Annotated in this window: 22 protein-coding genes; 5 read left to right on the top strand and 17 right to left on the bottom strand. The window is 70.2% G+C overall.

All coding sequences use genetic code 11. The features are described from left to right. Positions 1–36 precede the first annotated feature (36 nt). Complete coding sequence (locus tag QSK05_RS18225) at positions 37–189, top strand: hypothetical protein (protein ID WP_231489411.1); 153 nt, start codon at positions 37–39, stop codon at positions 187–189. 6 nt (positions 190–195) lie between these two features. On the opposite strand, the gene QSK05_RS18220 is transcribed toward QSK05_RS18225, so the two are convergent. Beyond that, complete coding sequence (locus QSK05_RS18220) at positions 196–486, bottom strand: hypothetical protein (RefSeq protein WP_285598439.1); 291 nt, start codon at positions 484–486, stop codon at positions 196–198. Between the two features lie 219 nt (positions 487–705). Continuing rightward, entirely contained in the window at positions 706–1551 is an 846-nt protein-coding gene (locus QSK05_RS18215; protein ID WP_285598438.1) for an SAM-dependent methyltransferase, read from the bottom strand. Between the two features lie 160 nt (positions 1552–1711). Here QSK05_RS18215 and QSK05_RS18210 point away from each other — a divergent pair, with 160 nt between their 5' ends. Continuing rightward, positions 1712–1876 carry a hypothetical protein gene (locus QSK05_RS18210; protein ID WP_285598437.1) on the top strand — a complete coding sequence of 55 codons (165 nt, stop codon included), beginning with the start codon at positions 1712–1714 and terminating at the stop codon, positions 1874–1876. Positions 1877–1986: 110 nt separating this feature from the next. Here QSK05_RS18210 and cydC read toward each other — a convergent pair whose 3' ends face one another. The 8 genes from cydC to QSK05_RS18170 all read right to left on the bottom strand — a co-directional run bounded on the left by cydC (position 1987) and on the right by QSK05_RS18170 (position 12034). Beyond that, the gene (cydC, locus tag QSK05_RS18205) at positions 1987–3933 is read right to left on the bottom strand and encodes a thiol reductant ABC exporter subunit CydC (protein ID WP_285598436.1); all 1947 of its coding nucleotides are present in this window, start codon (positions 3931–3933) and stop codon (positions 1987–1989) included. Then, positions 3930–5606 carry a thiol reductant ABC exporter subunit CydD gene (cydD, locus tag QSK05_RS18200; RefSeq protein ID WP_285598435.1) on the bottom strand — a complete coding sequence of 559 codons (1677 nt, stop codon included), beginning with the start codon at positions 5604–5606 and terminating at the stop codon, positions 3930–3932. Before cydD ends, cydC begins: the two co-directional genes overlap by 4 nt. Next, on the bottom strand, positions 5606–6655 hold the full coding sequence (cydB, locus tag QSK05_RS18195; protein ID WP_285598434.1) for a cytochrome d ubiquinol oxidase subunit II: 1050 nt from the start codon (positions 6653–6655) through the stop codon (positions 5606–5608). Before cydB ends, cydD begins: the two co-directional genes overlap by 1 nt. 16 nt (positions 6656–6671) lie before the next feature. After that, positions 6672–8147, bottom strand: coding sequence for a cytochrome ubiquinol oxidase subunit I (locus tag QSK05_RS18190; RefSeq protein WP_285598433.1), 1476 nt, complete (start codon positions 8145–8147; stop codon positions 6672–6674). 68 nt (positions 8148–8215) lie between these two features. After that, positions 8216–9163, bottom strand: a complete 948-nt coding sequence (locus QSK05_RS18185; RefSeq protein WP_285598432.1) for an ABC transporter permease — start codon at positions 9161–9163, stop codon at positions 8216–8218. Then, positions 9160–9924, bottom strand: a complete 765-nt coding sequence (locus tag QSK05_RS18180) for an ABC transporter ATP-binding protein (RefSeq protein ID WP_285598431.1) — start codon at positions 9922–9924, stop codon at positions 9160–9162. The genes QSK05_RS18185 and QSK05_RS18180 overlap by 4 nt, the downstream gene beginning before the upstream one ends. After that, positions 9921–10718 (bottom strand): ABC transporter permease, encoded by a 798-nt coding sequence (locus tag QSK05_RS18175; protein ID WP_285598430.1) that lies wholly within the window; start codon positions 10716–10718, stop codon positions 9921–9923. Before QSK05_RS18175 ends, QSK05_RS18180 begins: the two co-directional genes overlap by 4 nt. Continuing rightward, positions 10715–12034 carry an ABC transporter substrate-binding protein gene (locus QSK05_RS18170; protein ID WP_285598429.1) on the bottom strand — a complete coding sequence of 440 codons (1320 nt, stop codon included), beginning with the start codon at positions 12032–12034 and terminating at the stop codon, positions 10715–10717. The genes QSK05_RS18175 and QSK05_RS18170 overlap by 4 nt, the downstream gene beginning before the upstream one ends. A gap of 251 nt (positions 12035–12285) precedes the next feature. On the opposite strand from QSK05_RS18170, the gene QSK05_RS18165 reads away from it, so the two are divergent. Continuing rightward, positions 12286–13101: a D-Ala-D-Ala carboxypeptidase family metallohydrolase gene (locus tag QSK05_RS18165; protein ID WP_285598428.1), complete on the top strand. Its 816-nt coding sequence runs from the start codon at positions 12286–12288 to the stop codon at positions 13099–13101. A 170-nt stretch (positions 13102–13271) separates the two neighbouring features. On the opposite strand, the gene QSK05_RS18160 is transcribed toward QSK05_RS18165, so the two are convergent. The 7 genes from QSK05_RS18160 to QSK05_RS18130 all read right to left on the bottom strand — a co-directional run bounded on the left by QSK05_RS18160 (position 13272) and on the right by QSK05_RS18130 (position 22586). After that, complete coding sequence (locus tag QSK05_RS18160; RefSeq protein WP_285598427.1) at positions 13272–14411, bottom strand: M4 family metallopeptidase; 1140 nt, start codon at positions 14409–14411, stop codon at positions 13272–13274. Between the two features lie 22 nt (positions 14412–14433). Further along, positions 14434–14727 (bottom strand): protealysin inhibitor emfourin, encoded by a 294-nt coding sequence (locus QSK05_RS18155; protein ID WP_352301729.1) that lies wholly within the window; start codon positions 14725–14727, stop codon positions 14434–14436. Between the two features lie 863 nt (positions 14728–15590). Next, positions 15591–17078: a YihY/virulence factor BrkB family protein gene (locus tag QSK05_RS18150; protein ID WP_285598425.1), complete on the bottom strand. Its 1488-nt coding sequence runs from the start codon at positions 17076–17078 to the stop codon at positions 15591–15593. A gap of 206 nt (positions 17079–17284) precedes the next feature. Then, on the bottom strand, positions 17285–18130 hold the full coding sequence (locus QSK05_RS18145) for a tetratricopeptide repeat protein (protein WP_285598424.1): 846 nt from the start codon (positions 18128–18130) through the stop codon (positions 17285–17287). 418 nt (positions 18131–18548) lie between these two features. After that, complete coding sequence (locus QSK05_RS18140) at positions 18549–19319, bottom strand: excalibur calcium-binding domain-containing protein (RefSeq protein WP_285598423.1); 771 nt, start codon at positions 19317–19319, stop codon at positions 18549–18551. 519 nt (positions 19320–19838) lie between these two features. Further along, the gene (gene rsgA / locus QSK05_RS18135) at positions 19839–20885 is read right to left on the bottom strand and encodes a ribosome small subunit-dependent GTPase A (protein ID WP_285598422.1); all 1047 of its coding nucleotides are present in this window, start codon (positions 20883–20885) and stop codon (positions 19839–19841) included. A gap of 351 nt (positions 20886–21236) precedes the next feature. Next, positions 21237–22586, bottom strand: coding sequence for a YihY/virulence factor BrkB family protein (locus QSK05_RS18130; RefSeq protein WP_285598421.1), 1350 nt, complete (start codon positions 22584–22586; stop codon positions 21237–21239). 185 nt (positions 22587–22771) lie between these two features. On the opposite strand from QSK05_RS18130, the gene QSK05_RS18125 reads away from it, so the two are divergent. After that, positions 22772–24445 (top strand): acyl-CoA dehydrogenase family protein, encoded by a 1674-nt coding sequence (locus tag QSK05_RS18125; protein ID WP_285598420.1) that lies wholly within the window; start codon positions 22772–22774, stop codon positions 24443–24445. Positions 24446–24678: 233 nt separating this feature from the next. Next, positions 24679–26988 carry a glycogen debranching protein GlgX gene (gene glgX, locus QSK05_RS18120; RefSeq protein ID WP_285598419.1) on the top strand — a complete coding sequence of 770 codons (2310 nt, stop codon included), beginning with the start codon at positions 24679–24681 and terminating at the stop codon, positions 26986–26988. Positions 26989–26991 lie beyond the last annotated feature (3 nt).

Genomic DNA, 26991 nt, shown 5'->3' with positions numbered 1-26991 from the left:
GTTCTCGCAGCATCCCCGACAGGCAGGGAGCATTTGATGGCGATCACCCGCGAAGAGGTCATGCAGGAGCTGCTGGAGGCGATGAACCGCCAGGCCTCCACCCCGAGTTCACTGGGCGGTTCCAACTCCACGGCGGTCAAGACCTTCGCCGAGGCCTACCAGATCCTCCACGCCTGCAAGGACGACTAGAGACGACTAGAGCTGGGTGGCGGCCGGACGAAGGCCCCGGGCCGGTTCGCCGGGCCCGGGGCCGTTGCGGTGCGGGATCCTCGGGCCGAAACCGGCCACCACGTCGACCCGGGGCATCCCCTCCGCCTCGAAACCCAGGACGGCCAGGCTCCCCTGCTTCTGCAGGTCCCGGATGGCCTTCTCGGTGCGGGCCTCGGACCCACCCGGCGGGATGAACGCCCCGAACGGCTGGGGCCAGTCGCCGATACTGTCGAACTCGCGGGCCTTGCTCAGGATGTGATCCTCGATAGTGACCATGACCACACGCTAGTCACGGACACCGCGGTCTCAACCGAAGCCATCCGAACGGGCTAGGGCGCGTTTTGGAAGTCGCTGCCGTAGCGAGGAGGTGCCCGGTGACCGTCTGGGGGGTGCCGAGTGGGGCCCCTCGTAGCGGTGTTCTACGTGGGGCCCCACTCGGTGCCGCCAGGCGGCCACCGGGTGCCCCGCAGTAGGCATGGACTTTCAAAACACGCCCTAGTTCTTGCGCCCCACCCCGGCGATCACGTAGCTGGACGAGGGGTCCACGCCGACCTCGTCGGGCCAGTCCGGGCGCCATTGCGGAACCCAGACCAGGCCCGGGTCGACCATCGGCCAGCCGTCGAAGAGTTCCTGCACCCGGCCGCGGGTGCGCACCGTGATCGGGTTGGCCGACCGGTAGACGCCCAGCACCTCCTGCCCCCTGCCCTCGAGCTTCTCGTCGAGGCTCCCGGCGCCGGGCACCTGGTCGAGGCGGGCGTCGTAGCCGTGGGAGAGCACCAGATGGCTGCCGGGTGCCGCGACGCGGTGGTACTGCGCGATCGCCTCTTCCGGCCGGTCGGACTCGGGGATGAAGTGCAGCACGGCCACCATGAGGAACGCGACCGGCTCGGAGAAATCGATGAGCCCGGTCAGGCGCGGATCGGCCAGCACGTCGTGCGGGTTGCGCAGGTCGGCGTTGATCACCGTGGCGTTGCCGACATCGTGCAGGATCAGCTCGCTGTGGGCGACGGCGATGGGATCGATATCCACATAAACCACACGGGCATCGGGGGCCTCACGCTGGGCGATCTCGTGCACGTTGCCCACCGTCGGGATACCCGATCCGAGGTCGACGAACTGGCGGATGCCCTGCTGCACCAGATGACGCACGGCCCGGTGCAGGAACGCCCGGTTGGCCTGAGCGTTCGTCTCGGCCGAGGGGTGCAGTTCGAGGATGCGCCGGGCCATCTCCCGGTCCGGCGCGAAATTGTGTGCCCCACCGAGGAAATAGTCGTAAACCCGCGCCGCGGAAGGCGTGGTCAGATCGATGTTGCTGGGCGCCCAGTCCGGGTGCTCCTCCATGCCGGCATCTCCCCTGATAGCAGCAATGAATTCCGTCATACAGCCCGAAAAGGACTCTAGCGCGGGTGGGGGACCCGGTCTCGACAACCCGCCGGGACGGGCGCACTCTGCTGGACGAAGGCTGGACGACAACTGGACGAGAGCTTCACCGGGAGGTCACATGAAAGATGTCCGCGAACTTCAGGACCGGCTCGACCACGTGGGCGAGACCATCGCGCAGGCGCAGGAAGCCGCCCAGAAGCTGGCCCGGGCCAAAGCCATAGACCGGCCCCCGATCCCCCGCCCGCGCCGCGGTCCGGACGACGAACTGTTCCGGGACTTCTAGGGCGCGGCCGGTGGGGCCCCCCGTCGTGATGCTTCGTGGGGCCACGCCGGACAACCCGCCATGATCACGAACAAGAAATGAGAAAAGTCATGAGGGGGGAGGAGGGGGACTCACGCAGCTTGCTCGCTGCGCTCCGCCGCCCACGCGCTGCGGTAGGGCGGATAGGTGGCGATCAGCTCGTCGTGCGTGCCCCGGGCCGCGATCGTCCCGTTGTCGATCACCAGCACCTCGTCGGCCAGGGACAGCGGGGTGAGCCGGTGGGTGACGACCACCGCGGTCTGACCGGCCCGTGGCGAGCCCAGGACCTCGGCGACCAGGTCGTCGGCGGTGGCCGGGTCGAGGTGCTCCGCGGGCTCGTCCACCAGCAGCACCGGGGCTCCGCTGACGAACGCCCGGGCCAGGAGCAGGCGGCGCCGGATGCCGCCCGAGAGCAGGTGGGTGCCGGCGCCCTGACCGGGTCCGGCCGGGTCACCGACGACCACGTCCAGCCCCCGCAGGCCCAGATCCGGCAGGCCCAGATCCGGCAGACCCGGCAGATCCGGCACGCCCGGATCCGGCGCCCCGTCGCTGAGCCCTTCGATCCATTCCCCCAGACCGGCCCGGCCCAGGGCTTCGAGGAGGTCGTCGTCGCTCGCGTCCTTGCTGGCCACCCGCAGGTTCTCGCGCACGGTGGTGCCGAAGACGTGAGAGTCGTCCGCCGTCAGGTGCACCAGGGCGCGCAGACTTCGGGTGTGCACGTCGGCCAGGTCGATGCCGTCGCCGACGTCGCTGCCGTCCATCAGCATCTGCCCTTCGGCCGCGGGCAGCAGACCCGCCAGGGTGCGCAGCAGGGTGCTCTTGCCCTGCCCGCTCGGCCCGACCACGGCGATCCGGCGGCCGGGGGCCAGGTCAAGATCCACGCCGCGCACGGCCGGTTCCCGCCCGGGCCAGCCCGCGCCCAGGTTCTGCGCCCGCAGGTGCAGACCGGGCAGCTCCCGCACCACCCGTAGCCCTCGTAGCCCCGGGTGCGCCGGGACACCACCGATCGGCACCGGGCGGGCCTGCACCTCGAGGGTGCGCCGCCCGTCGGGCGTGGGAGCCTCCAGCAAGGGGGCCACCCGGCGCGCCGCCTGCGCGGCCCGCACCAGGCTGACGGCCGCGGCGGGCAGGGCCGCGACCACCTCGGCCAGCGCCAGGGGCACGAAAGTCAGCACAGCGAGGGCGACCTCGCGGATCCGTCCGTCGGCCACGGCCTGCGTGCCGACGATCAGGCAGCCGAGCACGGCCGCCGACATCACGGCCGAGCCGAGTCCCGCGGCCCAGGCGGCGGGACGGGCGGCCCGGTCCAGGCCGGTGGTGAGCCGGTCGTCGCTGCGGGCGATCTGCGCCACCTGCTCGCCGGTGCGGCCGCTGACCGTCAGTTCCGGCAGGTTGTCGAAGAGGGCCAGCACGTTCTCGGACATCTGCGTGCGCGCCTGCGCGGTGTCGACCACGTCGCGCCGGCCACCGATCCCGGCCACGTAGGGCACGGCGACGATCGCGACGAGAGTCATTGCCGCCAGCACCATCCCGGCCTCGGGGAGGATCACCCAGAGGGCCACCACCGAGGCGGACGCCGTGATCAGCGCGGTGAAGAAGGGCAGCACGCCGCGCACGATCACGTCGCCGAGCTCGTCCACGTCGGCGCCGAGGCGGGCCAGCAGGTCGCCGCGCTTCAGGCCGGCGGCGACGGTCTGGTCGGCCGAGGCGAGCCGGGCAAAGAGGATCTCGCGCAGCCGCACCACGCCCCGCAGGGCCACGTCGTGGGAGATCAGCCGCTCGGCGTACCGCAGCACACCGCGGCCGATCCCGAACGCGCGCACCCCGACGATGGCGACCATCAGGAAGAGGATGGGCGGCTGCTGCGCGGCCCGGGTGATCAGCCAGCCCGAGACCCCGAGCAGGGCGATCGAGCAGGAGACGGCGGCCGCTCCGGTCACGGCACCGAGGAGGAGCCGCCACGGGTCGGGACGCATCTGGCCGAGCACCCGCAGGAGCGCGGCGGGGCCGGTCAGCTCCTGGGTCTTCTCGCCGGTCATGCCGGGACTCCCATCTGCGAGCCGGTTTCCAGACCCGGGCTCACGGTGCTACTCACGTCGATCGTGCGGTCGGCCACGGCGATCAGCGTCGGGCGGTGGGCCACCATCACCACGGTGCGCCCGCGCCGGCGCAGCTCGCCGAGCAGGGCGAGGACCGCCTGTTCCGATCCCGCGTCGAGGTGGGCGGTCGGCTCGTCGAGCACGACCAGCGGAGCCTCACTCAGCAGCAACCGGGTGAGGGCCAGGCGCTGACGCTGACCGGCCGACAGGCCGGTGCCCCCCTGACCCACCCGGGACTGCCACCCACCGGGAACGGTGCGCACCACGTCCTCGAAGCCGGTGACCGCCGCGGCCCGGGCCACCTCGGCATCGGTGGCCGAAGGGCGCAACAGGCGGACGTTCTCGTCGAGGGTTCCGGGGACGATCACCGGATGCTGCGGGCACCAGGCGATCTGGCTCCACCAGCTCTCCGGATCGACGTCGGCGAGCCTCAGTGAACCCGGCAGCAGCACGTCACCCGAGGTGGGCGCCCGCAGCCCCAGCAGCACCGCGACGGCGCTGCTCTTGCCGCAGCCGCTGGGGCCGGTGAGCGCGACGACCTCCCCCGGGCGGACCGAGGCCGTGAGGTGGTCGGGGGTGGCGACCGGGACCCCCGGATGCTGCACGGTGACGCCGTCGAACACCAGGGTGGCGCGGGCCAGGTCGGGCGCGGGCGTGGTGCCCCGCTCGGCGACGGGGCGTTCCAGCACGTCGAACGCCTGCTGGGCCGCGGCCAGACCGTCCTGGCTGGCGTGGAACTGGGTGCCGACCGCGCGCAGCGGGGCGTAGACCTCGGGGGCCAGCAGCAGCACGGTCAGGCCGGTCTGCAGGTCGAGTGTGCCGTGCACCAGGCGCAGGCCGATGCCGACCGCGACCAGGGCCACCGACAGGGTCACCAGGATCTCCAGCGCCAGGGCCGAGAGAAAGGCCGTGCGAAGGGTTTTCATGGTGGCTCGACGGTGGGCGTCGCCGGCGGCGCGGACCCGCTCGCGCTGGGCCCCGGCGGTGCCGAGCGCCCGCAGCGTGGGCAGGCCGGCGATCAGGTCGAGCACCTGCGTGCCCAGACGCTGCAGCGAGAGCAGGCTGCGGTCGGAGGCGGCCTGGGTGGCCATCCCGATCAGGGCCATGAAGAACGGGATCAGCGGCAGGGTGAGGAGAATGGTTAGACCGGCGAGCCGGTCCTCCCACCAGACCACGACCAGTACGGCCGGGGTCAGGGTGGAGGCCAGGAGCAGCTGGGGCAGGTAGCGGGTCAGGTAACCGTCGAGGGCGTCCAGACCGCGGGTGGCGAGCAGGGCGAGATCCGCCCCCGCGGCCTCCGGGGTACGGATGGCGTGCCCGATCAGCCGCTCCCGCAGCTGACGCACCACCGCGGTGGCGGCGCGGTGCCCGAAGCGCTCCTGCACCCCGGCGAGCACGGCCCGGAGGGCCAGCACGATCCCCAGCCAGACGACCTGCGGGCGGACGTCGGCAAAGGACAGTCCGTCCGCCGCGACACCGGCGACGGTGTGGGCCAGGAGCAGCGACTGCACCACCAGGAGCCCGGTGGTCGCCACCCCCAGACCGGTGGTCAGGCCGACGTAGAGCCGGGCCGCGCGGGCCTGGCGCAGCAGCCGGGGATCGAGCGGGCGCATCAGACAGCAGCTTCCGTGGTGGTTGCCTTCTTGGCGTCCCAGAGCAGGCCGTGGCCCGGCGGGATCTTCGCGACACCGATGCGGTGCCGGAAGACCCAGTAGGTCCAGGCCTGGTAGAGGATCACGACCGGCGTCATCAGGCAGGCCACCCAGCTCATCACGACCAGCGTGTAGTGCGTGGACGAGGCGTTGTGGATGGTGAGCGAGAACGCGGCGCTGGTGGACGAGGGCATCACGTCGGGGAACAGCGAGCCGAACAGCAGCACGACCGCCGCCACGGTGGCGATGCTGGTGCTCGCGAAACCACGCCCCTCCTGGTGCTTCAGGGCGCAGTACCCGGCGTTGATCAGGGCCAGCGCGGCGATCACGACGAGCGCCCAGGTCCAGGCCTGGCCGTGGGCCAGCTGGGTCCAGACCGCGAACACCGCGGCCACGACGATCGTGGGCAGGGCCAGCTTCGCGCCCAGATCGATCGCCCGGGTGCGAATCTCACCCTCGGTGCGCAGGCCGAGGAACAGCGCGCCGTGGAAGGCGAACAGCAGCAGGGTGGTCAGGCCGCCGAGCAGACCGTACGGGTTGAGCAGGGTGAGAAGACTTCCGGTGAACTGCTTGTCGGCGTCGATCGGCACACCCGCGACGATGTTGGCGAAGGCGACGCCCCACAGCAGGGCGGGCACCACGGAGCCGAAGATGATCGCGCCGTCCCAGGTGCGGCGCCACCTGTCACTCTCGATCGTGCCGCGGTACTCGAACGCGACACCGCGGGCGATGAGACCGGCCAGGATCAGCAGCAGCGGCAGGTAGAAGCCGGAGAACAGGGTGGCGTACCACTCCGGGAAGGCGGCGAAGATGGCGGCACCGGCGGTGATCAGCCAGACCTCGTTGCCGTCCCAGACCGGGGCGATGGTGTTGATCAGGACGCGACGCTCGGTGTCGGTCTTCCCCAGGAAGGGCAGCAGCATGCCGACACCGAAGTCGAATCCCTCGAGGACGAAGTAGACGACCCATAAGACGGTGATGAGGATGAACCAGAAGGTGACGAGATCCACGACAGGACTCCGTTTTTCAGTAGGCGAAGCTGAGCGGGCGGTCGGCGTCGTCGTGGTCGGATCCAGCCTCGACCTCGGGGGCACCCGCCGCGGTGTACCGGCGGATCAGCCCGAACCAGACCACCGCGAGCGACCCGTACAGCAGGGTGAACACGACCAGCGAGACACCGACCGACCAGGGGCCCACCGTGGAGACACCCTCGGAGGTGAGCATCCGGACCGCCGGGTCACCGGTCGGGTTGGGGGCGACCACCCAGGGCTGGCGGCCCATCTCGGTGAACACCCAGCCAGTCAGGTTGGCCAGGAACGGCATCGGGACGGCGATCAGCGCGAACCGGCCGAACCAGCGGCCGGGGGTGCGGCCGCCGCGCGTGGCCCACAGGCCGATGGCGCCGAACGCGGCGGCGATGACGCCGAACAGGATCATGAAGCGGAAGTTCCAGTAGGTGGACGCCAGCACCGGCACGTAGTCGGTTCCGTCGCCGTACTTCTCGGAGTACTCGGCCTGAAGGTCGTTGACCCCCTTGACCTCGGCGTTGAAGTCTCCGGTGGCCATGAACGAGTAGATGTACGGGATCGACACGGTGGTCACGTCGCAGTGCCCGGGACCCGGGTTGCCGATCGCGAACAGGCTGAAGCCGGCGCCGGTCTCGGTGTCGCACAGGCCCTCGGCGGCGGCCATCTTCATGGGCTGCTGCTTGTACATCAGCTTGGCCTGGCCGTCACCGGTGAAGGCGACGCCGACCCCCGCGAGCAGCAGCACCACGCAGGCGAGCCGGAAGACCGGGCGGTACAGCTCGGCCCCCGGGTGCTTCACGCCGGAGTCGTCGGAACCGACCGCCAGATCGGCCCGGGCCTGGAACCGCGCCTTCACCATCCACCAGCCGGCGATGCCCGCGACGAACGTCGCCGCGGTCATGAACGCCGCCGTGATCTGGTGCGGGAAGGCCCACAGCACGGTGCTGTTCGTCAGCAGGTCGCCGATGCTCGTCAGCTCGGCCCGACCGGATTCGGCGTTGAACTCCACGCCGACCGGGTGCTGCATGAACGAGTTGGCGGTGAGGATGAAGAACGCGGAGAGGTTCACACCCAGCGCGGCCAGCCAGATACAGGCCAGGTGGATCTTGCGGGGCAGGCGGTCCCACCCGAAGATCCAGGCCCCGATGAACGTGGACTCGAGGAAGAAGGCGAGCAGGCCCTCCATCGCGAGGGGGGCGCCGAAAACGTCACCGACGAAGCGTGAGTACTCGCTCCAGTTCATGCCGAACTGGAACTCCTGCACGATGCCGGTGACGACGCCGATCGCGAAGTTGATCAGGAAGAGCTTCCCGAAGAACTTGGTCATGCGCAGCCAGCGCTCGTCGTCGGTGCGGACCCACAGGGTCTGCATGATCGCGACCATCGGGGCCAGGCCGATGGTCAGGGGAACGAAGATGAAGTGGTAGACGGTGGTGACACCGAACTGCCATCGGGCCAGGTCGAGGGCGTCCATAGTGCCACCTTGTCCCCCTGTCGAGGGTCGCCTGTAGTGACATAGGTCCTGCACGGGCAGGGCCGGTACTACTCAGTCCATCGGGTCAGGTGGCCGGTCACCGCATCGACGAGGCGTAACGAGGCCAGCGAAAGTCCCGCGAAGAGCAGTGCCAGCACGATCATCTGGTCGACGAGCGAGTAGACCAGGGTCTGGTTCAGGGCCCAGCCCAGGCCGGACTGGATGCCGTACAGCTCGGAGGCCAGCACACAGGCCCAGGCGGTGCCGGCCGCCAGCATCAGAGCTCCCCGCAGCTGCGGCAGGACCGCCGGGAGGATCACCCGGGTCCGCAGCCGGACGGGCCCCAGCCCGAGCGTGCGCGGGTAATCGGTGACGTGGGACGGCAGGTTGGCCACGGCGTTCGAGGTGGCGAGCAGCACCACCCAGAAGGCGCCGAAGGTCACGAAGAGCACGGCGGCCCGGCCGGTCGCCCCGAACCACAGCGTGAACAGCGGTGCCATGGCCAGGAGCGGCAGCATCCGCAGCAGCCCACCCACGCCTCCCACGGCGTGGCGCACCGGCCGGGCGCCGGCCACGAGCAGTCCGGCAGGTAGACCCAGGCCGACGGCGAGCAGGTACCCGGCCCAGAACCGGACCAAGGTCACCAGGCCGTTCTGCCCGACGGCGAGCGCCGCCAGTCCCACCGAGTCGGGCGCGCCCTGGATCGTGGTGGCCGGGCCCAGACCGCCCTGGTAGAAGTGACTCAGCCCGGTGACGCCGCTGGTGAAGATCGTCGGGAGCGGGGGGACGATCTGCGCTCCCTGGGCGGTCACGGCACCGACGATCACGGCGAGGACCTGCCAGAGGACGAGCCCGGCCAGACTTCCGGCGACCAGCGCGCGCCCGCGGGCGCGCGTCCTCAGGCGAACCCCGAAACGCGAGGACCGAACCCCCTCGACCTTGTTGAGGGCGACGTCGGCGACCGCGTCGGATGAGGGACGACGACTCGCCCCTGGCGGGAAGCTCACCTTGCTCATCCGGCCAGGTGCCGGAGGAGGTCTGCGCGCAGGGCGTTCGCTGCCGCGTCCATCCGCAGGTCGGCGGTGCGGGGGCGGGGGAAGGGGACCACGGCGTCGGCCCGTACTCCCCCGCCGGCGATCACCACGACGCGGTCGGCGAGTACGAGGGCCTCGTCGACGTCGTGGGTGACGAACACGATGGTCTTACCGGTCTCCTGCCAGAGGGTCAGGAGGGTCTCGTGCAGGTCCTGACGGGTCAGGTGATCGAGGGAGGAGAACGGCTCGTCCATCAGCAGGATGCCCGGATCGTTGGCGAAAACCGCTGCCACCGCGACCCGTTTGCGCATGCCGCCGGACAGTTCGCGGGGCCAGGCGCGTTCGCGCCCGCGGAGTCCGACGGCCTCGATGAAGTGGTCCACGCGGGGGCGCCACTGGTGCTCGGGCAGCTTGCGGTTGCGGGGGCCGAGCGCGACGTTGTCGGCGACACGCAGCCAGCCGGGAATCGCGTCCTGCTGAAAGACCATGCCCCGGGTGGCGCTCGGGCCGGTGACCGGTTGGCCCAGGGCGGTGACCGTGCCCGAGGTCGGGGCGAGCAGCCCGGCCAGGCAGCGCAGCAGGGTGCTCTTGCCCTGGCCGGAAGGCCCGAGCACGCAGAGGAACTGGTTGCGGGGCACGTCGAGGTCGAGGTCGCGCAGCGGGGTGACGGCCTTCGGGCCGGAGCCGTAGGTGACGGTGAGGCGGCGGACCTCCAGGCCCATGGTGCCCGGCATCTCGCTCATCCCTGCCACCTCAAGACCGGGGCCACCGCGGCGCGGACGGCTGTGTCCAGCAGTACGGCCACCAGGCCGAGGGTGATGGACAGGGACAGTACCTCACCGACGTTGCCCTGCTGGGCCCGTAGCGAGATCAGACGGCCCATGCCGACCCGGGATCCGAGCAGTTCGGCACTGGCCTCCAGACCGATGCCCGTGGCCAGGGCCAGGCGCAGCACGGCCACGATCGCCGGGAAGGCGGCGGGCAGGACCACCGCGCGGAACCGGGCCGGGGCGTCGAGGCCCAGGGTGGCGGCGTACTCCTCCACGGCCGGGGGGAGGTTGAGGGCCGCCGACTGGGCGACGACCGCGACCACGACGAAGCAGAAGAAGGTCACCAGGGTCAGCTTGCCCACCGGCCCGGTGCCCAGCCAGACGAGCAGCAGGGGCGCCACGACGAGCACCGGCACGGCCCCGAAGACGAACAGCACGGGCTCGGTGACGTCGCGCAGCCACTGCCGGCGCGCGGCCCCCAGCCCGGCCACGACGCCCAGCGTGCTCCCGAGCAGCCAGCCCAGGCCCGCGGTGCCGACGGTCCAGGCCAGATTGATGCCGTACGAGGAGTGCTCGATGCCGAGGAACTCCAGGCCCCGGTCCCCGCCGGCGTGCTGCTCGAACTGCCAGAGCACCACGCGGGGGCCCGGGAGCACCGCGTCGTTCGCGACGCCGAGGGCGGCGAGCTCCCAGAGTGCCCAGAGGCCGGCGAACCCGGCCGCCCCCCAGAGGATCGCCGCGAGCCGGGGGCTGCGCGTCGTCCTCAATTCTGGCCGGCCGCCGCTGTCGAGGCGGCCGCGAAGCGGTAGGCGTCGAGGTAGTTGCGGGCGTCGTAGTGGGTCTGGGCCTGCTGCTTCAGGTCGCTGTCGGGGGCGGCGGCCAGGGCCTTGTCGGCCTCCTGGCGGTAGCGCACCAGGGCCGCGTAGACCTTGCCGGCGATGCTGAGTTCGTCGGGGGTGTGGCCCTGACCGATCACGCCCTGCCCGGCCAGCACCGCGAGGTTGGCGGTGGCCACGCTCTCGTAGAAGAACGGGTCACTCTGATCGGTGTAGAACTCGGTGGCCCGGTCGAAATTGCGCAGCGAGTAGATGTCGTCGAAGCTCCCGGCCAGTTCCTTCGCCGTCAGGTCGGTGCCGGTGTAGCTGTTCAGGTAGTCGACGAACTTCGCGGCGGTGGCCTCCGGGTCGGCCTCCATCTCGTCGATCAGCCGGTAGATCACGCTGGTGAAGCGCAGCAGGGTCTCGAAGTTGTCCTGCGCGTAGTCGGTGGTCGTGACCAGGCCGGAGTAGGTGAAGCGCAGGGGCAGGGTCTCCTCGGAGGGCAGGTTGTCGATCACCTGGCGCAGGTCGACCAGCGGTTCCCAGCCCTTCTGCTGCAACTGCACCACGAATCCCGCCGACGACGGGGAGAGGAAGTCGGCCTTGCCCGCGAACCCGGCCTTCACCAGGTCGGGGTTGGCCAGGAACTCGATGTCGACGTCCTGGTCCAGGTCGAGCCCGGCCGCTTCGGCCACGGTGTTGCGGAACAGCGGGCTGCCGCCCTCGACGCAGATCAGCTTCTGGCCCTTGAGCTGTGCCATCACCGTGGTCAGGGCTTCGGTGAAGGTGGCTCCGGCCTTCATCTCCTGGGCGACGGTCCGGTACTTACCGGTCGGCGCGACGATGCGGTACACGTAACTGACGTCGCTGACGGCGAATCCGACCACGTTCTGCACGTTGTCGATCTGGTTCGCGATCGAGGGAACGTACCCCCCGCCCAGCTCGACCTGGCCGTTGATCAGCGGGGTGAGGTTCATCAGCAGATCCTGCTGGGCGCCGTAGGGCTCCGGCGTGATGGTGATACCGACCGCCTGGTAGTAGCCGTCGTCGATGCCCGCCACCCCGAGCAGTTCGTCACCCCACGGCGGGAACGCGGCCTTGACCGAGACCGGTGGAATGGTGCTGCCGGGGGCCGCCAGGTCGGACGACGGGGTGAAGGTCGCCGCCGATCCCGTCGTCGAGGGTGCCTGGGCGCACGCTGCGAGCGCTCCGGCCGTACTGGCGGCGAAGACGGCCAGGACCGCACGGCGGCTGACGATGTTCACTGATCTCCCTGCGTCGGTTACCGGTGCCCACTACAGCACCCGGGCTCCGGCCCCGTCGATGGAGGACGACGACAACGACCGGACGGGGATCTTGTCGGCACACCCGGATGGAGCGGTTCACCCGCGTTCGCGTATCACCCAGCGATGCTCAATCGACACACGGTGATACGCCATACTCACAGTCCATTCACGGCGAAGAATCCTGTTACACACGTTGCGGGCGTGGCCACCGGTCTCGAATCATGTCTCTCGTGACCCCCGACGACGCCACAACGACCACGGACGATTCCCTCCGACTCGTCTGCCCCGAGCCTGATCGCGACCCGATCGCGCAGGACAGTCCGGACGCGAACGACCGCAACCCGCTCTCACCACGCTCCGACGTCTCCGGTGACGCCCTGGAACTGGAGAAGGGGCTGCCGGACGACGTGCCGGGCCTCGTCGTCGTGCCCCGTTCCCCTCGCGCGGCGTCCGCCACGCTCACCGGGACCGAACTGACGCGGCGGCTGCGGGCCATCGGTTTCCGCATCCGCACCACCGGTGAGCGTGACCAGGCGGTGCGCGCGTTCAAGACCGGCTGGTTCCGGCTCGGCCCCTCGCTCATGGAGGGCAGCGTGGCCAACAGCATCATGGGGCCCCGGGCCAGTCAGGCCATCGACGAGTCGTACCAGCGCAGCCTCGACGGACGGCCGACCATGTCGCCGCACTTCTCGTTCACGCAGACCCAGTGTCCGTGCGGGGGTCACTACGCCGACTGCCGTCGGATCTGGCCCACCCGGCAGTCGGTGATCGCTGCCGAGGAACTGCAGGCGACGTGTTTCCCGGACGGCTTGGTGCCGCTGGCGTGGTGCCGCTGCACCGGACACAACCGCGCGGTGGGCGCAGCCGCGTCGTCGAGGCACCTCAGGGGTGACGCCATCGACATCCCGCCCACCGTCTCCCTGAGCCGCATCAAGGATCTGGACACCTACACGGGCATCGGCGTTCACCGCGCCGACGGGAACGTGCAGCACGTGGACCTGCGCCAGGGCAGCCCGGCCGAACCGGCGGTCTGGTACTACGCCTGAACCTCCCGCAACGGCCGGCTCATGAGATCCGGGGATGGGGGGCCGGGATCAGGCATCCCGGCCCTCGCATCCGGCAGGCCTCACATCCGGCAGGCCTCACATCCGGCAGGCCTCACATCCGGCAGGCCTCACATCCGGCAGGCCCACATCCCGTCAGGCTCCCCTTCCCGTCAGGCGCCGGTCTGCTCGGCCCTCGCATCCGTCTGCGTGACGTCCACGACGGGGTCGTCGTCTTCCGGGAGTTCGACGATCACCTCGACCTCCACCTGACCCCACGCGTCGGCCACCACCGCACCGGCCTCGGGACCGAACAGGGTGTTGGCCTGGGCCACGGTGGCCGCGGCGAACTCGGCGAAGGTGGCGGTGGTGCTGAGGTCGGGGCTGGACAGCGCCCCGAACCAGATGTGGCCCGCCTGCTCCCACGCGTATCCGCCGAAACCGATGGCGGCCAGGTAGAACGCCCGGTTCGGGATACCCGAGTTCACGTGCACGCCACCGTTGTCGTCGGTCATCTCGACGAAGTCGGTCATGGTGGCGGGCTGCGGGTCTTTGCCCAGGTCGGGGTCGTCGTAGGCGGTGCCCGGTGCCTTCATCGAGCGCAGGGCGGTGCCCTGCACCCCGGCCGCCAGCAGACCCGCACCGATGAGCCAGTCGGACTCCTCCGCGGTCTGCCCGGCCGCGTACTGCTTGACCAGGCTGCCGAACACGTCGGACATCGACTCGTTGAGCGCTCCCGACTGCCCCTCGTACACCAGATCGCGCACGGCCCCGGTGACACCGTGGGCGAGCTCGTGCCCGATCACGTCGAGCGAGACGGTGAACCGGTTGAACAGGGTGCCGTCGCCGTCACCGAAGACCATCTGCTGCCCGTCCCAGAAGGCATTGTCGTAGTCGCGGCCGTAGTGGACGCTGGCATCGAGCGGCAGCCCGTTGCCGTCGATCGAGTTGCGCCCGAACACATCCCACCAGAACGTGAACGTGGCACCCAGCCCGTCGTAGGCCTCGGTGACGGCGATGTCGGAGACCGGCTGCCCGCCCTCCCGCAGCACCTCGACCCCGGGGAGCTGACGGCGGTTCTTCGCGTCGTAGATGGTGCGGTTCGGCGTGGTGTCGGTCGCCTCGGCGGCATTGCCGAACCGGGCGATGGGCCGGGCGGCCCGGGCGGAACGTAGTTGCCGGTCGACGGCGAGATCGGCACGGGCGGCCTCACGCAGCCGCTCCGGCCCGTGTTCGGCCAGATGTTCCAGCATGTACGGCGGAAGAACGTGGTGCAGGCCAAGACTGGCGACGGCTCGTTCTGACGTGTTCATCTGTGCGCTCCCCCTGAGGCTCTTACGAGTAGGACGACAGCAGATCGATCAACGTGCCCAGCGCCGGGTCTGCGAAGGGCTCGGTGACCTTCACGGTGTGACGGGTATTTCCTTCGTGGACGGTCAGTTCATAGACGAAGCGGTCGCCCGCCCCCGGTGCGGCCGCAGGCTGCCCCGCGAGCTCGGCGACCCGGGCCTCCCGGACCGCCGACTCCACATGATCGGCCTCGTCTTTCGGAAGCGTACTCGTGTCCACCGACACTTCTGGCTGTGTGACGGCTGCGAAACCGCCGCTGCGGTGCAAGCTGAGGATCATCGCGAAACACCCCCTGATTCAGTCGGAACGGACAGTTTTGACGAGCTTTTCAGCTGACGCCGAAGGTGTTGACATCTCCCTCGCCACGATGAGGTACCCCCATGATCCTCGCGATCGGTGCGGAATGCGCACCGATCGCCGTCGTGTGAGTACCCTCCCTGAGCAGTGCACCGGCACCTCGGTCAGCGAAACCCCGTGTCCGGTCGTCGATGAAGCCATGGGCGGGCGAGCCTGAGCGTTGTGTACACATGGTTCACCTGGTACCAGGTGAACCATGTGTACACACGCGGGTGGCTCGCCCCACGGTTCGGCAGAGCCGTGCACCTCGGCAGATTGACTGAGCCGAGCGCCTGAGCCGAGTGGCTGAGCCGAGCGACGCTGTCAACGGCCGCCCACACCGGACGACGCCGAGTGCCCCCACCGGTTCGCCACGTTCCAGAGCACTCGTCCGCCATGAGACCCCGGCGAGCCGGTCGGTCCGCCGACTCCACCTCATGCGCGCGTGTACGCCTGCTCCAGACGGCACGGCTGATTCACGCGACACGGCCGCTCCACACGGCACCAGTACCCCACGCGGCACGGCTGGTTCACACGGCACGGCTGATTCACACGGCACCGCTACTCCACACGGCACCGCTACTCCACACGGCACCGCTACTCCACACGACACCGCTACTCCACACGACACCGCTACTCCACACGACACCGCTACTCCACACGACACCGCTACTCCACACGACACCGCTACTCCACACGACACCGCTACTCCACACGACACGGCGGCTCCACACGACACCGCTACCCCACGCAGCACCGCTACCCCCAAGCGGCGCCCAGCGAGCGTGACGCACCCTTCCGGCTCTTCAGTCTCGGCGGACCACTCCGGACTCGTGCGGGTCGCGAGCCTCCGGTACTCCCGGTGCGCCAGGGCCGGCAGATTCCCCAGAACCGCGCACTACCGGAGCTCCCGTCTCATCGGCCCGGCCCACCGGGCGAGCCTTCGACGCCGACCCGCTGTCCCGGGCCACCCGGGCGTCGGGGGCCGCCTCGTTCCCCGACGTCACCTCGTCCACCTCGCCTGAAACATCTGACCCACGCGAATCCATCGGATCGCGTGCCCCCAGCGAACGCCCCTGCCCCATCGGGTCGTTCGTCGGGATCGGGGCATCAGCAACTCCCGGGCCGCCGGACTCCCTCGACGCGCCAGAGACCTTCGACGCGCCAGGAACCCCCGGACCTTCCGGCTCCGGAAACCCCTGTGCACCTGGTGACTCACGCATCTCCCGCAACGCCGGCGACTCCTGCGTGTCCTGCGCCCGCAATGCCTCCTTGGCCTGCGACCGGGCCAGGCGACGACGACGACGGGCCGTGGCGTTCTGCCCGTCGTTCTCGAAGCCCACGTCGACCCACTCGAAGTCTTTCGTGCGCTGGGCCCGGGCGTAGCTGCGATAGGCCCGTTGGTCGGCCTCGGTCAGGTCCACGTCGTCGGTGAAGGGTGTGAGCAGGGTGCGCGGGTACAGGTGACGGACCCGCACCACGTTGGCCTCGGCACAGATCAGCAGGGACACCACGGCCAGGTAGATCCAGGCGATCAGGCCCAGCACGATGGCGAACACACCGTTCGTCGCATCGGCGTGCCGCACCACGCTACCCACGTAGACCGTTCCGAACTGCTGCAACATCTGCCACACGATGGCTGCGGCGACGGCACCGGGGAGCACGTCGAGGCGGCTGAGCTTGCGTGTGGTGCCCCAGCGGAACAGGAACATGAAGAAGACAGTGATGAGGGTGATGCCGGTCAGCCCGGAGAGCAGGCGCAGCACCTCGTTGAAGTTGATGAAGTCGGCGAACCCGTTGACGTTGGTGCCGATGCCGCCGAGGCTGCCGGTGATGATGAAGGTCAGGCCACCGACAGCCAGCAGGAACAAGCTCCGCAGCCGGGCCGCGATGGGGTTCGGGCGCCGGTTGCGTGGCACCGCCCACATCGTGTTCATCGCGTTCTGGGTCGCGTTGGCGATGCCCAGCGCACCGTAGAGAGAACCGGCCAGACCGATCGCCACCGCCGTGGCGCTGCCCCGCAGCCCTGTCGGGTCACCGAGCTGGTCACCGATGACCGGGAACTGGCGCAGTGCCGAGTCGAGAATCTCCTTCTGGAGCATGGGATTGTCCTGGAGGATGAAACCGAGCACCGACGCGAGCAACAACAACAGCGGGAACACCGACAGGAAGCCGTAGTACGTGATCAGCGCCGCCAGGTAACCGCCCTGGTCGTCGAAGAACTTGTAGATCACGGCCAGCGGGAACCCGATGACGGGATGCTTCTGCTGGAACCGGTCCAGACGGTCGTGCACCCTCTCCGCCTGGCGCCCGGCCTGCTTGGCACCTCTCGTCGCCCGCCGCGTGGCCCGCCTTGTCACCGACACCCGTTCGTCACGCCCCTCCCGATGGGCGCGTGCCGCCCGCTGCCAGGGCTACCAGCATGCCGGTACGCAGGAGCAATGGCACGCCGACGGCGGGGTATGTCGGCTTTTGCCCGGGCCGGCGCAAGCGCCTCGGCCTACTCCATCTCCATGTGCTTGCGAGCCAACTCGTCACCCGCCTCGACCGCGGCCAGCAGCAGGGCCAGTCCTTCCTGCTCACGATGGGTGGCCCGCAGCAGCAGGGCCAGGTTCAGCCGGCAATTCGCGTCGCCCAGGCTCAGGCCCATGCGGTACGCGGCCTCGGCCGCCTCGCAGTTGTCGGCCACCTCGTAGAGCAGGTTGCCCATCGGCAGGAAGCACTCGACCTCCAGGGCCTGCGTGCCCTGCCGCAGCACCGCGAGCGCCTCAGCTGCGCGCCCCTGCTCCAGGTACATCTCGGCCAGCGGCGGGCGGGTCGGCGGATACAGGTTCAGCGCCCGCACGAGCAGCCCCTCGGCCTCCCGCGCCCGCTCCTCCTCCCACAGCCGTACCCCGAGCACCCCGGCCGCCAGGTCGCTGCCCCGCCCGACGGCCGCACGCAGCAGCTCGAACGACTCGATGCGGTTCCCGCGGTCGCCCAGGATCCAGCTGGCGCCGATCGCTCCCTTGGCATCCCCCTCGGACCACGCCTGCTGGTAGGCCTCGAACGCCGCGTCCACCTGGCCCAGGTCTTCCAGCGCCCGCCCCAGGCTGTACGCCGCGCCCGGCTCTCCTGCCGCCCGCGCGGCACCGAACGCCTCCACCGCATCGGACCGGCGACCGAGCTGCATGTACGTGTTGCCCAGATTCAGCTGGGCCGCACCGTCACCGTGGAGCGCGGCGGCACCGAAGAGGCGCAGGGCCTCGCGGATATGACCGCGGTCGGCGGCCGCGCACCCGGCGCGGACGAGGGCTTCGGGCTCAACGGGGTCACCACATTCGCTGGTACTGGCGGACTGAGTCATCGGGGGCTCCTTCGTTACCGTCGTTACCGTGTTCGGCCGGCCGGACCAAAAGACAAGCGTGACCCCTGACACGCTCCGGCAGAACAGCATTCGCGCCAACAAGCAGGACCGAAGTAGTCAGATGCCACACAACCGACCTGATTCGGACCTCCCCGGCACAGGTCATCTTCGTGCCCTCCATCAACTCCTTACCGGTCCCTCCACGCTGAACTCTTCTCTCGCAGCAGCTTTCACTAGCCCGCGAAATTCGGCTCCCCCAGATACTAGGCACCCGACCCGGCAACTCCGCCACTGGAATCACGATCTGTGGATAACTCGCGGACCGTATCGACGCACCCCCGGCGTGTCGGCAAATGGTCGACACCACAAGCTATCTCGACACCGACCAATGCAACTACGGACAATCACCCACTTCCCGTCACCGCTCGCAGGCGATTCCGTCCCGATCCGCGTCGAGTGGCTGATTGGCACCGTAAAGTGCTGTGCTGCGACCGAAGTCAGTCACTGCAGGATAGGCCGAGGTGATCACGACGGCAGGTTCGTCGGGCGGCCCCGACCCGGCCCCGGCACGGCCCTGTGACCGCAGCGGCCCGGGTGCATCGGCGGGGCGCTGCACGTCCCGGTAGGCACCGGGCCGGTCCACGGCGCCGGGCAGCCCCACACCCTGCGGGTATGCGGCGGTGAGCGCGTCGCAGCTGCGATAGCGAGGTGCCGGGGCGGCGGTGGGGGTCACGGTGGCCGAGGACGGTATCGGCACCCACGGCGTCAGCCCTCCGGCCCCACGGCGCGCCGTTGGAGGACCGGGCACCCCGGAGGCGGAGACCCCGGGGGTCGGGACCAGGTCCCCCGCCAGATCGTCCCGCCCCTGCTCTCCGGCACCCGACAACCGGCCGGGCGCCGGGACGCCCTCGGACATCCGTGGCGCCTGCGACATTCGTGGCATCCGTGGCAGCCAGAGGGCAGCGGAGACGACGAGCACGATCGCGGCGGCCGTGCCGACAGTTCCGAGGCCGACAGTTCCGAGCAGGACCGGCCCGGTGCGGTGGGAGGGCGGCGTGGGTACCCAGAGCTGCCATCCCGGCGGCACCGGGCCCCAGTCCCGGTGCGGCAGCCACCCGGCCGGGGGCCTCCAGCCCCGGGGCGGTCTCGGCCAGTGCGGTGGCGGGTTGAAACTCCACCCCTCGACCATGGTGCCCTCCGTCCGTCGGCAGACACCGAACAGCCCTCGGCGCTCCACGCCTCACGCTAGGCACCGGTCGCCCCAGGACGAATACCCCGCCCCAGGAATGGCCTTTTCTCCCGATGGCCCCCATCGCCAAGGGGTCGATGACACCTCAGGACACAGCTGGCCAGAACCCCCCGGTCCCCCCGCGACCGTCACGTCGCGCCATCATCAGGCAGCTTCCCGCCCCTAGCGGCGGGTTTCGGCAAAGCCCGGCGTAATCGGCGCCGCCCAACCCCTTTCGTGATCAGGCAAAGTGTCCCGGGCCGACGCGTCGGTTCGGGGACACTTTGCCTGATCACGAAAGGGTGGGGAGACGCACCCCCGCCCGTGGCACAGGGAGGTCACTGCCCCGGAGGTGGGGCACGCACACCGCCCTCGCACCGGCGGGAAACGGCCGCGGCGGAGGCGCCCACCATCCCCTCGGGAGGACCCGGCCGGGGAGACGCCCATGACCGGGAGGGCGCGGTCCGGGCCGCGCAACGGCTACCAGCGGTCGCCGGCCGGGGGATTCTGATACTGCCGCCGCAGGGACTTGTGCCTCACCTTGCTCGTGCGGACCTCCTCGTGGCGCAGGCGGGCGTCGTGGCGCCGTTCCTGACGGAAGCCCTCGGCCACGAGCTGGCGGTAGGAGTCGAGGCGGTCCGGGTGGAGATCGCCGGCGCCGATCGCGGCGATGACGGCGCAGCCGGGCTCGACGGCGTGGGTGCAGTCGGCGAAGCGGCACCTCCCGGCCAGGGTGGTGAGGTCGGCGAAGGTGTCCTCCAGGCCGGCAGCGGTGGTGATGCCGGCACTGCGCAGTCCGGGCCCGTCGATGACCCAGCCCCCGGCCACGGGGTGAAGTTCGCGGGTGACGGTGGTGTGGCGTCCCTTGCCGTCGCGGCGCAGGGCGTTGACGCGCATGACCTCGTCGCCGGACAGGACATTGACCAGACTCGACTTCCCGGCACCGGAGGCGCCGAGGAGGGCCACGGTGCGACCACCGGCGAACAGGGCGCGCACCTCCTCCAGCCCGGAGCCCTGCTCCGAGGACACGGCATGCACCGGGCAGGCACAGTTCTCCTGAAGTTCGGCGGCCATCCGGGGGGCCTCGGGCTCGAGGTCGGCCTTGGTGAGGATCACCACCGGCTGCGCGCCACCGGCCCGGGCCAGGGCCAGGAGGCGGGCGATGCGATGACGGTCGGGGGCGGGCACCAGGCCCTCGACCACGGCGACGACGTCGATGTTGGCCGCGAGGGTCTGCCGTCGGGCGCTGCCGTCGGCGTCGGCACGGGTGAGCACGGTCGTGCGCGGGTCGACGCTCTCGACGGTGATCCGGTCGTCCGGCCAGAACCGCAGCCGCACGCGGTCACCGGTGGTCGGGGCGGCTTCGGGATCGTGGTGCACGGCAGCCAGCAGGGCACCGCCCCAACTGGACCGCACCGTACGGCCGCCGGGCAACTCGACCGTGGCCACCCCCCGGTCGACGCGAACCACGACACCCTGTCGCAGCTGGAAACTGTTCATACCGGTTTTCGGGCGCGCTGAAGACATGGGTGGTACCTCTCCGATGACGGTGCCCGACCGGTCAGGCGGGCGCGGGAGGAGCGGTGGGAGGGGTGCGCACGCGGATCTGCGTGGGACGTCCCTCCCGAACGGGTGTGGACATCTCGACCTCCTCCCCTGCGCGCGATGGCGCTTCGCTGCGACTCCCGCGCCACGACCGGGTGGGGCCGGTGGTGGCTGGGACAGCTCCCAGGACTTCCCCGGGCGCACTCACCACAGTAAGAACCGCGATGGGGGTTGTCGCCTGATTTACCGGGAGGGTGCAGGCCGATGAGGGACGCCGTCGAAACCCGGTGGGCGGGCGTCAGTAGTCAGAGGGCGGACGTCAGAGGGCGGACGTCAGAGGGGGCGCTCGCCGGGCTCGCCGGCCGGGCCCAGATCGATCAGCGCGGGCCGGTCGCCGGGGTCGGTGCGGCCGGACCGGTCGCCACCGCCGGGCACGCGGGTCAGGTCGGGCCCGTGGATCGGGGTGGGCCCGTGGATCGAGGTGGACCCGTGGATCGAGGTGGACCCATGCGGCAGATCGGGCCCGTCGGTGAGGTCAGGCCGGGGTTCCGGCACGGCCCGCGGCAGGGCCACGCGGTCCGGGTCCAGATCCTCGTCCGTATCCCCGTCCGGATCCATCACGTCGTGACGCGGTGCCAGCGGGGTGAGGGTGCCGGGCTTCTCGTCCGGCGTGACCCCCCGGGCGGCCCGCTGGGCCCGGTCGTCCGCCTGGCGCGCCCGCACCAGGGCCCGGGCCTCGACGCGGGCCTGGATCGGCCAGCGCTCGTCGATGGCGGCGTTCAGCGCGGCCCCGATGAGCAGCGCGATGGCCAGGAAGTAGAGCCAGATCAGGAGGACGATGGGGGTGGCCAGCGGGCCGTAGATCGAGGTGCCGCCGACCGACTCGTTCAGGGTCCAGCGCAGCACGAAACTGGCGACCACCCAGATGATCAGCGCGAGCGCGGCCCCGGGCACGTCCCGGTAGAAGCGCGAGCGGATCGGGGTGGACAGGTGGTAGAGCCCGGTGATGCCGGTGAGGGCGGCGACCGAGACCACGGGCCAGTACACCCAGTCCGAACCGCCGAGATCACCGAGCAGGTCGAAGTGGGCGCCGTACATCACCTTCGACAACCAGCCGGGGCCGATCAGCACCAGCGGGATGAGCACGATGCCGACCACGAGCGCCAGGCAGTAGAGGGAGAAGGAGAGCACCCGGGCCCGCACGATGCCGCGCAGGCCGCCGAGCCCGTACATGATCGAGACGGTGTCCAGGTAGACGTTCAGCACGCGCGAACCCGACCACAGGGAGAGCACGAACCCGATCGAGACGATGTCGGCCCGCCCGGCCCCGATGACCTGGTCGAACGTGGGCAGGATGACCGAGCTGACGCTGTCGGCGGTGAGAAAGGTCAAGGTCAGCTCGCGCAGCCGCTGACGCAGGTCGCCGACCGCCTCGTCCCCCATCAGGTCACCGACGAAACCGAGGCTCCCGACCACCCCCAGCACCAGCGGCGGCAACGAGAGCAGGGCGAAGAAGCCCACCTCGGCCGCCAGGCCGGTCACCCGGTAGCGCAGGCAGATCCGGACCGTCTCGCCCGCCAGCCACCAGACCAGGGCCAGAACCCGGCGGACGCGCCCCCCGGCGGAGGACTGGATCGTCCCCACCGTGGCCGTCTGCCCACCGGTACCCGTCTTCGTGACCACGCCGGTCACCGTACAGACCTTTCTCCCTGCACTCGTAACGGATGGGACGAACACCGCCCGGCCTGGTGATGAGGAACACGAGGCGTGTTCCCAGGGCAACGCGAGGGTGGCACGACGCGCCGCCGACACGGCCCTCGCTACCGGCTTGTCGGGATACACGGGTGGTCATGGGTACGGTGACGTCCGTGGCCGACTCCGACGATGCACTGAATCTGGTGCCCGCCCCGGTCGACCGCGACGTCTTCTCCGAGGACCTGGTGCTCGTCGAGGCGGTCGAGCGGCACGAGGGCAAGCTGCACCTGGCCAAGTTGCGTGACCTGGGCCGGCTGGCCGGGGCGCCGCGATCACTGGGCTGGGCCGAGGCCGTCGACCGGTTCCCGCCGACGCTGCGTACCCACGACCCCTTCGGCCGCCGGGTGGACGAGGTCGACTACCACCCGGCCTGGCACCGCCTGATGCAGACCGGGGTGCGCTCGGGTCTGACCGCCGCGGCCTGGGACACCGATGCCCCGCCGGCCGCGCACACCGCCCGGGCCGCCGCGATGATCATCTGGTCGCAGGTCGAGAGTGGCCACCTGTCCTCGCTGAGCACCAGCTATGCGGCGATCCCCTCGCTGCGTGCCGACGCCCAGCTGGACGGCATCTGGCGTCCCCGCCTGGCCGCCCGCTCGTACGACTCGGCGTTCCGGGCCCCCGGCGAGAAGCTGGGCTGCCTGGCCGGGCTGGCCGTGACCGAGCGGCAGGGCGGTTCCGACCCCAAGGCGGGCACCACGGTCGCCAGCCCGCAGCCCGACCTGACCGGCAACGGCCCGGTCGAGGGCGAGCACATCTACCGGCTGACCGGGCAGAAGTGGTTCGTCTCCTCGCCCATGAGTGATGTGTTCCTGGTGCTGGCCACAGCACCCGGTGGGCTGACAGCGTTCGTCGTGCCCCGCGTCCTGAATGACGGCTCGCGCAACACCTGGCGCCTGCTGCGCCTCAAGAACGCGGTGGGGACCCGCTCCAACCTGCCCGCCGAGGTCGAGCTGGACGGCACCTGGGCCGCCCGGCTCGGCGAGGAGGGCCGGGGCCAGCACACGATCACCGGCATGCTCACCGCCAGCCGGCTCGACGCCGTGCTGCGCTCGGCCGGGCAGATGCGTCAGGCCGTGGCCCGCGCGGTGCACCACTGCCGGCACCGCGAGACGTTCGGCTCGCCGCTGGCCGACAAGCCGCTCATGCAGAACGTCCTGGCCGACCTGGCGCTGGAGAGTGAGGCCGCGACCGTGCTGGCCATGCGGCTCGCGGCGGCGGTGGACGCCGGGGAGACCGAGTTGTTGCGCGCGGCGGTGCCGGTGGCGAAGTTCTGGATCTGCAAGCGCGCGACCGGGGTGGTGGCCGAGGCCCTGGAATGTCTCGGCGGCAACGGGTTCGTCGAGGAGCACGGCCTGGCCCGGGTGTTCCGCGACTCGCTGGTCGGCCCGTTGTGGGAGGGTCCGGGCAACATCAGTGCTCTCGACGTGCTGCGCGCCATGGCGATGCAGCCCCGGTCGATGGAGGTGCTGCTCGCCGAGATCGACCGCGGTCGCGGCGCCGATCCCCGTCTCGACCGGGCGATGGACGAGGTGGCCGGGTTCCTGATGGCCGCCTCCCGCGAGGCCCGCCGCGACCCGGCGGCGGTGGAGGCCGGGGCCCGCTGGATGGTGGAACGGCTCGGTGTCGTGCTCCAGGCGTCCCTGCTGGTGCGCAACGCCCCCGAACCGGTCTCGTCCACCTTCGTCACCACCCGGGTCGCCGGCAGCGGCGGCACCCTCTACGGCACCCTGCCGGTCGGACGTAAGCCCACCCGGATGATCGTCGAGCGCTCACTGCCCGGATAGGCAGAACGACGAACTGTCACGACCCGGCGGATATCCTGGGACGACGGCCATCCACGGGCCGGGACATATCGGCCGCTTCCGGTTCCAACCGGCGCGTCGGCACCCCCTCACTCCGCATCCGGGTGCGGGAGCCGCAACAATGCACGTGTTTCCGGCGCCTCGCGCAGCGTGGCGGGACGTGCCGGATCCGCTCACCTGTTGATCGACGCACCAGACGCAGATTCGGGACGTACATGGAGATCTGGCCAGGCCATCCCTACCCTCTGGGTGCCACCTACGACGGCGCCGGGACCAACTTCGCGCTGTTCAGCGAGGTGGCCGACCGGGTGGAGCTCTGCCTGATCGACGACCACGGCACGCAGTCCCGGATCGAGCTCACCGAGGTCGACGGCTTCGTCTGGCACGGCTATCTGCCCAGCGTCGGGCCGGGTCAGCGCTACGGCTACCGGGTGCACGGCCCCTTCGACCCCGATCGCGGGCACCGCTGCAACCCCTCCAAACTGCTGCTCGACCCGTACGCGAAGGCGATCGAGGGGCAGATCGACGGCGACGAGTCGCTGTTCTCCTACCGCTTCGACGCCAACACCGACGGCACCGGTGAGTTCAACACCGACGACAGCCTCGGCCACACCATGCTCTCGATCGTGGTGAACCCCTACTTCGACTGGGGCAGCGACCGCCCGCCCCGTCGCGAGTACCACGAGACGCTGTTCTACGAGGCGCACGTCAAGGGCCTCACGATGACGCACCCGGGCGTTCCCGAGGAGATCCGCGGCACCTACGCCGCGATCGCCCACCCGGTGATCATCGACCACCTGGTGAAGCTGGGCGTGACCGCGATCGAGCTGATGCCGGTGCACCAGTTCGTGCAGGACACCACGCTCGTCACCAAGGGCCTGTCGAACTACTGGGGCTACAACACCATCGGCTTCTTCGCCCCGCACAACGCCTACTCCGCCGCCGGCCAGCGTGGTCAGCAGGTGCAGGAGTTCAAGGTGATGGTGAAGGCGCTGCACGAGGCCGGCATCGAGGTCATCCTCGATGTCGTCTACAACCACACCGCCGAGGGCAACCACCTCGGGCCGACGATCTGTTTCCGCGGCCTCGACAACAACGCCTACTACCGGCTGGTGGACGACGACCGCTCGCACTACTACGACACCACGGGCACCGGGAACAGCCTGCTCATGCGCAGCCCGCACGTGCTGCAGCTGATCATGGACTCACTGCGGTACTGGGTGCTCGACATGCACGTCGACGGTTTCCGCTTCGACCTGGCGGCCACCCTGGCCCGGCAGTTCCACGAGGTCGACCGGCTCAGCGCGTTCTTCGACGTGGTGCAGCAAGACCCGGTGATCTCGCAGACCAAACTGATCGCCGAGCCCTGGGACCTGGGCGACGGTGGCTACCAGGTCGGCAACTTCCCGCCCCTGTGGACCGAGTGGAACGGCCTGTACCGCGACACCGTGCGCGACTTCTGGCGCAGCGAGCCCTCGACGCTCGGCGAGTTCGCCTCCCGCCTGACCGGCTCGTCCGACCTCTACCAGGACGACGGCCGGCACCCGATCGCGAGCATCAACTTCGTGGTCGCCCACGACGGCTTCACCCTGCGGGACCTGGTGTCCTACAACGAGAAGCACAATGACGCGAACGGTGAGGGCGGCGCCGACGGCGAGAGCCACAACCGGTCCTGGAACTGTGGCGTCGAGGGTGAGACCAACGACGAGAACGTGCAGGCCCTGCGCGCCCGCCAGCAGCGCAACTTCATCCTCACGATGATGCTGTCGCAGGGCGTGCCGATGCTGGCCCACGGCGACGAGTTCGGCCGCACCCAGAACGGCAACAACAACGTCTACTGCCAGGACAACGAACTGGCCTGGATCGACTGGAAGATGGCCGGGCCGGACAACGACCTGCTGACCTTCACCCGGCGAGCGGTGCGACTGCGGCACGAGCACCCGGTGTTCCGCCGCCGCCGGTTCTTCAACGGCGCCGCCTCCCGCGGTGGCCAGAGCGAGGTCGGCGACATCGCCTGGTTCACACCCGCCGGACAGCCGATGGCCGACGACGACTGGCACCAGAGCTACGCCCGGGCCGTCGCCACGTTCCTCAACGGCGAGCGCATCATGGCGCCCGACAAGCGGGGCCGCAAGATCGTCGACGACTCGTTCCTCATCCTCTTCAACGCCCACTACGAAGACCTGCAGTTCACCGTGCCCTCGGTCGAGTACGGCACGTGGTGGACGGTGCTGCTCGACACCGCGGTGGACGACGTGACCGCCGAGGACGGCGGGGATGCCTACGCGCCGGGTGAACTCGTGCACGTGGTGGCCCGGTCGGTGGTGGTGCTGAAGCGCCCGACGATCGACGTGAACACCGCCGGGCACCAGATGGCCACCTCGAGGCGCGGTTCCGGCGCCGGCGGCAATACTGTGTCGGCGAACAGCGAACAGTCCGCCGGATTCGGGCAGCGGCCGATCGACATGGTGCCAAGGGCGGCGCCCCGGCTGACCCCGACCCCGGCCCCCCGCGTTGGAAGGTAGACG

Source organism: Kineosporia sp. NBRC 101731 (assembly GCF_030269305.1).
GTDB lineage: Bacteria > Actinomycetota > Actinomycetes > Actinomycetales > Kineosporiaceae > Kineosporia.
Note: the sequence above shows the minus strand (reverse complement) of the source record. Positions and strands in the feature narration are given on the sequence as shown.